The sequence below is a fragment of the Bartonella sp. AP88HLJMH genome (genome assembly GCF_042195605.1).
Taxonomy (GTDB): Bacteria; Pseudomonadota; Alphaproteobacteria; order Rhizobiales; family Rhizobiaceae; genus Bartonella.
In genome coordinates this window covers 1-8590 of the sequence record NZ_JBHIOR010000008.1, presented here as the reverse complement: position 1 = coordinate 8590, position 8590 = coordinate 1, and the positions used below count along the sequence as shown (strand labels likewise).

Annotated in this window: 6 protein-coding genes; 3 read left to right on the top strand and 3 right to left on the bottom strand. The window is 39.4% G+C overall.

Translation table 11 applies throughout. The annotated features are described in order from the left end of the window. Positions 1-866: 866 nt before the first annotated feature. Complete coding sequence (locus ACFIMA_RS05115; protein ID WP_375618002.1) at positions 867-1880, bottom strand: sensor histidine kinase; 1014 nt, start codon at positions 1878-1880, stop codon at positions 867-869. Positions 1881-1902: 22 nt separating this feature from the next. Then, the gene (locus ACFIMA_RS05110) at positions 1903-2697 is read right to left on the bottom strand and encodes a response regulator (RefSeq protein ID WP_375607013.1); all 795 of its coding nucleotides are present in this window, start codon (positions 2695-2697) and stop codon (positions 1903-1905) included. Between the two features lie 168 nt (positions 2698-2865). Between ACFIMA_RS05110 and ACFIMA_RS05105 the strand changes: the two genes are divergently transcribed. The 3 genes from ACFIMA_RS05105 to ACFIMA_RS05095 all read left to right on the top strand — a co-directional run bounded on the left by ACFIMA_RS05105 (position 2866) and on the right by ACFIMA_RS05095 (position 5286). After that, positions 2866-3069 carry a NepR family anti-sigma factor gene (locus ACFIMA_RS05105; RefSeq protein ID WP_375610684.1) on the top strand — a complete coding sequence of 68 codons (204 nt, stop codon included), beginning with the start codon at positions 2866-2868 and terminating at the stop codon, positions 3067-3069. 7 nt (positions 3070-3076) lie between these two features. Further along, positions 3077-3631: an RNA polymerase sigma factor gene (locus ACFIMA_RS05100; RefSeq protein WP_375611691.1), complete on the top strand. Its 555-nt coding sequence runs from the start codon at positions 3077-3079 to the stop codon at positions 3629-3631. A 224-nt stretch (positions 3632-3855) separates the two neighbouring features. Continuing rightward, positions 3856-5286, top strand: a complete 1431-nt coding sequence (locus tag ACFIMA_RS05095; RefSeq protein ID WP_375693185.1) for a sensor histidine kinase — start codon at positions 3856-3858, stop codon at positions 5284-5286. 899 nt (positions 5287-6185) lie between these two features. On the opposite strand, the gene ACFIMA_RS05090 is transcribed toward ACFIMA_RS05095, so the two are convergent. Continuing rightward, entirely contained in the window at positions 6186-8174 is a 1989-nt protein-coding gene (locus ACFIMA_RS05090; protein WP_375693186.1) for a M23 family metallopeptidase, read from the bottom strand. Positions 8175-8590: the final 416 nt, after the last annotated feature.

The window sequence follows — 8590 nt, the reverse complement described above, 5'->3', positions numbered from 1 at the left end:
TCTATAGTGAATTAATCAAAGTCATTGGCTTGCACGTCATAAAAGGGTGTGTGTGGGGGCTCTATGTCGGTGAGTAATATTTGAAAAAAGCCTAAAATGCCTCTTATGGACGCTCTCAAAGGTCAATGGCTGTTGTAACATGAGAGACAAATGGTATGATGATGCTCAGCTACTACTTTTATGAAGTGAAAAGGGGTATGAAGGTAAAGAAGGACGTGGCGTAACAAGGGGCGGTTTTGATGGTTCACTTTACGGGGGCTATTATATCTTATTTACAGATACTGTTTTGAAATGAGCGTGGATGCGCTGGGAAATATTAAAAAAGTGCGTGAATGAAAGACATAAGTGTATTCTGTTTTAGAATGTCCTATTGTACTTGAAGAGAATATCTCCATTATAGAATGCGATAAATAAAAGCGTAAAATATGTAATTTTCATCAATTAATTGTCGTTGTCGTGGATGCTTTAAGCCCATAAAGCTGAAGAGTGATGATGGATATTAGCTTTACTCCTTGAAATTTCATATTCTGCCAAAATAAAATTATATACGCATTGCGAAAATTACACAAAAAGAGATGGGTAATAGGCTCGCTTTTATTTTGCATATAAAAGCTGAAACGGTTTGCTCTTTATCGTTTTGGTTTCTGTTTTAAAATATGCCGGTTATATGAGGGATGGAAGTTGATTGACAGCGGGAATGGATTTTATGTGGCTTTCAGTTCTCATCGTTAAGGTTTTGCGGAACTATTGGGGGACTATAGAGGTTGGTTTAAAGAGGTTGGAAAATATCTTTGTGCTTAATAAACAGATGAGACATTTTGCTAAAAAAGGGGAAACTTCTCTTGTTCATTGTTTAAAATGCTCTTTTAAGAAAAAATATCAAAATAAGTATCAGGAACAGAGAGGCAATAGACAATTCCTTCTTGTGTCAATTTGAGGGAAGCTGAACCATTCACGGAAATGGGAACGATTTTTTCGAGAACGGCACTACCAAAACAGGCTTTTTTATTGTTTGTGGGAGGGATGCCGGATTCAAAATTTTCATGCCAAGTGATGATAAGTTGCGTTTTGCCATTCAGTTTTGTTTCAATTTCACAGCGTACACAGATGCTCCCCTTTTCTTGGGAAAGGGCTCCAAAAGAAAGAGAATTGACAATCAGTTCATGAAAAGCCAAACCGATATGCAAAGCGGCATTGGGAAAAAGATAAGGATCGACGCCTTCAAGTGAAAAACGTTCTGTTTCTTTCATAAAATAACCTAAAGCCTGCGTTTGTACCAATTCGCGAAATTGAGCACCGCGCCAATCGGAATCAGTGATCAGATCTTGAGAATGAGAAAGAGAATGAAGACGACCTTGAAATTTTCGTAAAAAAACCTGAAGAGATTCAGTATAGCGGGCGGTTTGGCTGGCAATACTTTGAATGATCGCTAGAAGGTTTTTAGAACGGTGACTGACTTCGCGAAGAAGGATTTTAAGCACTTGTTCACGGCGGCGTAAGCCGGAAATATTGACACCGGTGGTGATAATACCAATAATGTCTTCGTTATCATTGCGGTGGCAATCAATAGAAAATTTGTACCAAATCTCTTGTTTATTTGTATCTTCAAAACGTGCTTCAACAGTTTGCATTTTGCCACTGGCTAAAACTTGCAGTTTGATGGTTTCCATATTGTCTGCAAGGTCAAGCGAAAAAAAGTCGCTGTCACGACACCCAACCCGCCATTTATTGTGCAAATGGTGTGGCAAGTTTTCAGCCCATAAATAAACCAGATTTGTTGCCTGATAGAGAACGCAAATATCAGCACCACGAATCGCTTGCATGAGCGCACTCATATGAGATCTATCCATGGGAGGCTTTGAAAGAGGCGTAACGATCATAATTTTAAGATGTTACCCTGTTCTAAGCCGCTTTAGAAGCATTCTCTTGAAAAAATAAAGCTTGCGAAATAAGCGCTTTCACCATATCAGGGTTAAAAGGTTTGGTCACTAAAAAAGTTGGTTCTGGACGCTCGCCAGTGAGAAGCCTTTCGGGAAAAGCTGTGATGAAAATCACCGGTATACGGTCATTTTTCAAAATCTCGTTGACCGCATCAATCCCTGAACTGTTATCGGCTAATTGAATATCAGCCAAAATCAACCGTGGTTTTTTCTTATGATACATGATGACAGCTTCATCACGCGTGCGCGCTATTCCTACAACATGATGACCTAGGCTTTCTACCATTTGCTCAATATCAAGTGCAATAAGAGGTTCATCTTCAATAATCATTACTTCAGTGGCAATTTGTTGAGAAATATCAATGGATGCTTGGTTGAGAAGCTTGCGAAATTCTTTCGTATCCAGATTCATGATTTCGCTGGCGTCTTGTTCATGAAACCCTTCAACGGCAATGAGCAAAAATGCTTGGCGTGCACGGGGCGTGAGATAGGATAATTTGGCACTGGTTTTTTGTTCAAGACCAAATTGGGGCAGGGGTTCAGGGATGTTTGGTGTGGTTTGGTCAAAAAGATGGCAAAAAAGCCAATAGGTACCAATTCGGTCAGTGGAGGCTTTGGGAAAAATGGAGATGTCGGCAATGAGTGCTTCCAACATCGCTGAAACATAGGCATCGCCAGAGGATTGGCTACCGGTGACAGAGCGGGCAAAACGCCGAAGATAGGGAAGATGCGGGGCAATGCGCGTTGATAATGACATAATTTATAACTCCTTTGACCTTTCAAGCATTTTGTTGGTTGAAATTCTCAACCGATAAAAAAGTTCCTTGATTTGTATGGAACTTTTTACCGGCAGCTATATTTACAACCATAAGGCGAAAAATTCTTCGCGGTGCTACCAGTAATATATGGATTAGGGGGATGAAAAATGAACGACCGTGATGAAAAAAATCTCACCACACAATTTAGAGTTGGAGATGATCTTCTCGGGGTCAATAGCGAAATAGCACGGAAGTTACGTCAATTTTACATGGAAATTCAAGAAGAAGCACTGCCACGGTGTTTGCTTGAGCTTTTAGAGAAGTTGGAGCGCGCAGAGCAATTTGGCTTAAACAATGTGGAAAAGGTTTGAATCCTTTATGTCAAAGTGCGCGAAAAACTTTAAACAAGAACTCCTTTCTGTGTTGCCGGCTTTACGAGCTTTTGCTGTTTCTTTAAGTGGCAAGCACGATAAAGCCGAAGATTTGGTCCAAGATACTGTTATGAAGGCATGGGCTAAGCAAGATAGTTTTGAGATGGGAACTAATCTTAAAGCTTGGCTTTTTACCATTTTGCGCAATGAATTTTATAGTCAAATGCGTAAAAAGGGAAGAGAAGTTCAAGATACCGATGGCGTGTTTACTCAAAATGTCGCTGTTCATCCTGCTCAATATGGATCGCTTGATTTGCAAGATTTCAAAAAAGCCTTAAATTTGCTTTCTGCCGATCAAAGAGAAGCCATTATTCTCATTGGCGCATCGGGATTTTCTTATGAAGATGCTGCGGCTATTTGTGGTTGTGCTGTTGGAACCATTAAAAGCCGTGTGAGCAGGGCGCGTAATCGATTACAAGAACTTCTTAAAGTCAATGGTGAGTCTGATTATGGTCCTGATTCTTACTCAGCTGGAAGTACATTGTGTTCATTTAACGGCTAAAAAAGCATAATAATTATGATTGATAGCCTTGTTTTTTTTATTCCCGTTATAGCTATTACAGTAAAGTCAGTATCTGAGGGAATTCAGAAGTTTGGCGTGTATCCTTAGGAACACAAGAAAAGCCTGTATAAAACTTTCTCACGGGCTTTAGGTTTTATGTTCCATAAGGTTGCCTTCCTTTGTGCTGAAAAATGACGACTTTCAAGTTCGCCAATGGACATTCTATGACAACAAAAACAAATTTGATGCCTCAAATGCCTTCTTCTGATGCAACGATATCACGCTGGCGGTGGGGTGCGATTGTTGTTTCTCTTGTTATGGCTCTTTTGGCATCGGTTTTTATTATGTTGCTTTCAAATGCCGTTGATCGAGAAGTCGCACAGTTGAATACAAGTTCAGAATTGCGCGAACAGGCTGATTTGGTCCTTATTAGCCTGATTGATATGGCTGTTGCTGATCGCAGCTATGCAAAAACGCGCAAGGCGGAAGATAAAATACGTTTTGAAAATGCAGAGCGGGAGTTGGGGAATATTCTCGACTATATCGCACTTATTATTTATGCGCATCCGCAGTGGTATAAATGGTTTACGGCTTTTAAAGAAGAGGTTGAAGCACGAAAAGCCTTTATGAATGCCCATATGCGTGCTCTTGATGCGATTCCTTCTCAACCTTCTCAACCTTCTCATGCGGACTCTTTGGAAGTATCAAAGATTCCTGTAGCACGTTTAGCTCAATTGATGACAAGCTTTATTAATGGGGATGATGTGGTGCGACAAAAACAGCGTGAGGGTATCGCATTGATGCGGGCGGCTTTGACATTGGCGGCTATTGTTTCCGTTGTGAGTACCTTTATTTCTGCCTATTTTGTTATTAATCGTTTTCATCGTGATATGCGCTCTTTAAAATTGTATCAATTGCTGCTTCATAGTGAAAATATCGCTCTGGAAGCCCGCGTGAAAGAACGAACACAAGAATTAGAAAGAGCACGTAATCACGCTGAAAAAGAACGCCAACGGGTTGAAATATTGTTGCAGGATGCAAGCCATCGCATTGGCAATTCTCTTGGGACGGTGTCTTCTTTGTTGGGGCTCCAGTTAAACCGGAGCAAAAATGAAGAGGTACGTGCTGTTCTAGGGGCTGCACGTGATCGTATTCAGACAATTTCTACAGCACATCGTCGTTTGCGCTTAAGTGATGATATGGAAACGACTTTATTGGCAGAGTTTCTCAGCTCTGTTGTGCATGATGTCGAATTGGCAGTCCCTTTTGAATTGCGTGAAAACATCACCATTCACACCAACTTTAAAGATTGTCGCCTGTCTTCAAGAGATGCGACAACACTTGGAATTATCCTTGGTGAACTGCTGACAAATTCCTTAAAACATGCCTTTCCTGATCAACGGTCTGGTCATATTTATATCTCCTTTGGTCCCCAGAAAGATGGACAATTGATGCTCATTGTAGAAGATGATGGCGTGGGAATGAAAAGCCAAACTTTAAAACAAAAAACAGGACTTGGTCGTGTGGTCGTGGAACAGCTCTGTATGCAATTTGGTGAAAAACCTCTGTTTGAAACTTCTGCTTTAGGAGGCACAAAGATTGTCATTCCTTTGCCAAAACTTAGCATGAATAGTTCAAAAAAAAGCTCTGACTGATTTTTTAAAAGGGTAAATTTTTTCTTTTCTCGTGGTAAGCTGCCTTTCATTCATCGTGAATGTATGGGGAGGGCATCTTTTCACAAGAAGAAGGAAAAATACGGCTTCAGTAGCGCGAACACAGCACCATTCATATCAGATTGTCAATTGCCTTCAAGAGAAACAACTTTGCTTCTTTATCTTTTGGTGTAATGTTTGATTTTCTCTCTTGTTGTTTTTTTGCTTTGTTGACTCCGATGATAGGCTTTCAAAGTTCTCCTTGTCTGAGAGCTTTGAAGTGCTTAAGTTAGCCTTTAAATTTATTTTGAATAAGTGCTCCTTTAAGCCAATAATACTTATATTCGTAAGCTCTATTGCTTTGCAAAAAGATTGTTTTTTCAAGTTTTGTTATTTTTTGTAAGGCATGTGAAACTTTAAATATGGGGTGTTTTTGTAAAAGTGTGTAACGAATACTCTTAAGGTAGAACGTGCTCAGAAAGTTCATGAAACACCGTCCTTTAGGGCTATGAACAGCATACATTCAACAAGTGGAATCTATTCAACAAAAAGTCGGGTTGTTTATAGAATGATATGGATTTTAGAATCTTCATCCTTTAGCGGGCACCTCTTTGATTTGAGATTTTATTGCATGGCAAATAAGGACGGGCTATCGTTTTGATAAAATAAACAAGAAGAGTTAGCCTTTTGGGGTTTCATATTTTTCACTTTTCTATTGTGCGTAAACCTGAAAAGGGGAGGGCGTTTTATTTTTAATCATTGTGATGCGACCTTGGGTGGTGGCATCTTTCGGCGTATTCTTTAATAGATATTTAAAATGCGGAAATCTCTTTGAGAAAAGTAAGCGCTCAAGCATATTTTTTAGATGTTTTGAGTCGTAAAAATGCAGATGCTTTCATGCTTTAAGTCTCTTCGGAGGGTGCTATTGGGCTGTTGATCAAGGCATCAATGTTGTTTTTTTCTTGTAGGAATGTTTGTAGGTCTTGATTGGTTAAGGCTTTGCTATCCGGTATACGAATGCGCATGGGATCAACTTTGACGCCATTGACAATGATTTCAAAATGACAATGGGGTCCGGTTGCCATTCCTGTTGATCCAACATACCCAATAATTTGTCCTTGTCGTACTTTCACGCCTGGTTTGATGTCTGGTGCATAACGACTTTGGTGTGAATAACTGCTGACATATCCATTGGCATGTTGAATTTCCGTATGGTTTCCATAGCCGCCTGTTACGCCTACTCTTGTGACAATACCATCTCCTACAGCAATAATGGGTGATCCTTTAGGAGCAATCCAATCAACACCCGTATGCATGCGGACATAGCCTAAAATAGGATGTTTGCGTGGACCAAAGGGAGAGCCAAAAATGCCATTTGGTGTGGGTTTGCGCAGCAAGAAAGGCTTTGAACTTTTCCCTTCAGAATCATAATAATCAACGCTTCCATCTTTTAATTGATAACGGTAATATTTATAAGTTGTATTCCCAAAAGTTGCACTAATATAACGAATTTCTGGATCAGCGTTCTTGGATGATTCCTTTGCTTTCAAATTCTTTTTGCCGTTTTTGTTTTCTTTATCGCTTTGTGGTACAGCATAAAATATTTCGATCTGATCATTGGGTGTTATCGGACTTTTCATATCAACATTGGTGGCCAGCAGACGAATAAGACGATGAGAGAGAGATTGTGATATATTATGGCTTAGCAAAGCACTATAGAGTGCATCATAAGCCGTTGGTAATTGCGCGCTATTGATATAAGAATGTGGAATACCATTTTGAAAAGCCGTTTTAAGTGCTTTAGACATTTTAGGCTCTGTGCTTTCAATGAATTGGCCTTTATCATTCAGGGCAATGGTGAGAATATGATGCATCCCTTGATAGATACTTGCGCGTACGAGATGGTCTTCTTCACCAGCTTGTGTCACGATACCAATGCGTAAAAGGCTTCCCTCTTTTAGGGAATCGGAAAGGCTTATTTTTTCTAGCGTTTTTACAACCTGGTCAATTTGCTTTTTTGTATAACTGGTTTTTTTGAAAGCATCGGCTATCGTTTGTTTTTTACGAATAGGAATAATATCTTCAACATAGTTTTTCGTCAGATCGATACGGTGACTTTGAGGAGAAACGGTTACATTTTCTTGAACGATTCGAACTTCAGGGGATTCTGTGCCTTGGGAAGGGGAGGATACATCTTCTAATTTTAAAGGATCAATCAATGTGAGAACTGAAAGAAGTTCGGAGCTCTTTTCTAAAGTAAATCCAGCTTTTTGTACTTCTTGTTGTGCCTCTTCATCTGTCAATGTGTCGCTGTCATCAAAATCGAATTGATTTACCTTAAAATCATAGCTGCGTAAGGTGAGTTTTGTTTCAACCTTTGCTCCATAAATCTGCCCAGAATCTTCTTGTGGTGCGATATTTTGATTTTTCGTATCACTAGCAAGAATGCTTAAAGAATCAAATTTTGGATAGCTATATTTCTGGGGGCGATTTTCGGCTAAAGCCATACGAATCCATTCAAAATGTTGTGTTTGAATGACTTTTTCATCGCCTTTTTTTTGTAGAATCGATAGTTCAAATTGACGTTTTCTGTCAAAGCTTTGCCTTGCATGGGTGGGAGAAATACGATCACCTTTATAGCCATTGGCCTCAGGGTCTTGTGATTCTGATAGGTTTTCTTGCGTAAACCATTGTGGCGGTGTTACCAATCGCTGTTGTTCATCAAGAGCCGTAAAAAGTGCAATCCCCATAAGAATGCAGGAAGTGATTCCTGTCAGAATGGTTCCCGTAAGCCAACGAGCAGAGACCTGTCGGCGCGCAGGCCGCAAGCGCTTGACGACAAGAGCAGGGTCTTGTCCAGGATCGTTTTTTTGTTGTTCGTTATCCCACATAGATTTATAAGAGTACTTTTCAATATTAAATAAAGAAAGCTAGATAGATAGATAGCTTAGCATGCTTCTACAGGAATTTGATTCTTTTTACAAATTACAGATCATGCGATTCTCTTTATACAGCAATGTCTTTATAAATCGTATCTGCGCAGAAAATTTTCTCTATTAAAGTAGCAAAAACAAGCGTTATTGTGATTAACTGATTCCTAGGCAACTTCCTATTTTTATGCATTGCAATGGGGTGCTATATTTTACTTTAAAGGCGCCATGCTCTCTTTGAACTCCTTGCTGTTTTCATGTTTTATTTTTATGAAGGCAGATTTTGCCTATAATTGCTTGTTTCCAATAATGTCTTGAAATAGGATTTTTTGTTCAATATTTTATTGGTAAAGTTTGGGTTATTTTATTTAAAAAAA

What these genes read in the sequence shown, in the direction of transcription:
- ACFIMA_RS05115 (WP_375618002.1), bottom strand. Translation starts at nt 1,880, where the DNA reads ATGATCGTTACGCCTCTTTCAAAGCCTCCCATGGATAGATCTCATATG.
- ACFIMA_RS05100 (WP_375611691.1), top strand. Translation starts at nt 3,077, where the DNA reads ATGTCAAAGTGCGCGAAAAACTTTAAACAAGAACTCCTTTCTGTGTTG.
- ACFIMA_RS05095 (WP_375693185.1), top strand. Translation starts at nt 3,856, where the DNA reads ATGACAACAAAAACAAATTTGATGCCTCAAATGCCTTCTTCTGATGCA.
- ACFIMA_RS05110 (WP_375607013.1), bottom strand. Translation starts at nt 2,697, where the DNA reads ATGTCATTATCAACGCGCATTGCCCCGCATCTTCCCTATCTTCGGCGT.
- ACFIMA_RS05090 (WP_375693186.1), bottom strand. Translation starts at nt 8,174, where the DNA reads ATGTGGGATAACGAACAACAAAAAAACGATCCTGGACAAGACCCTGCT.
- ACFIMA_RS05105 (WP_375610684.1), top strand. Translation starts at nt 2,866, where the DNA reads ATGAACGACCGTGATGAAAAAAATCTCACCACACAATTTAGAGTTGGA.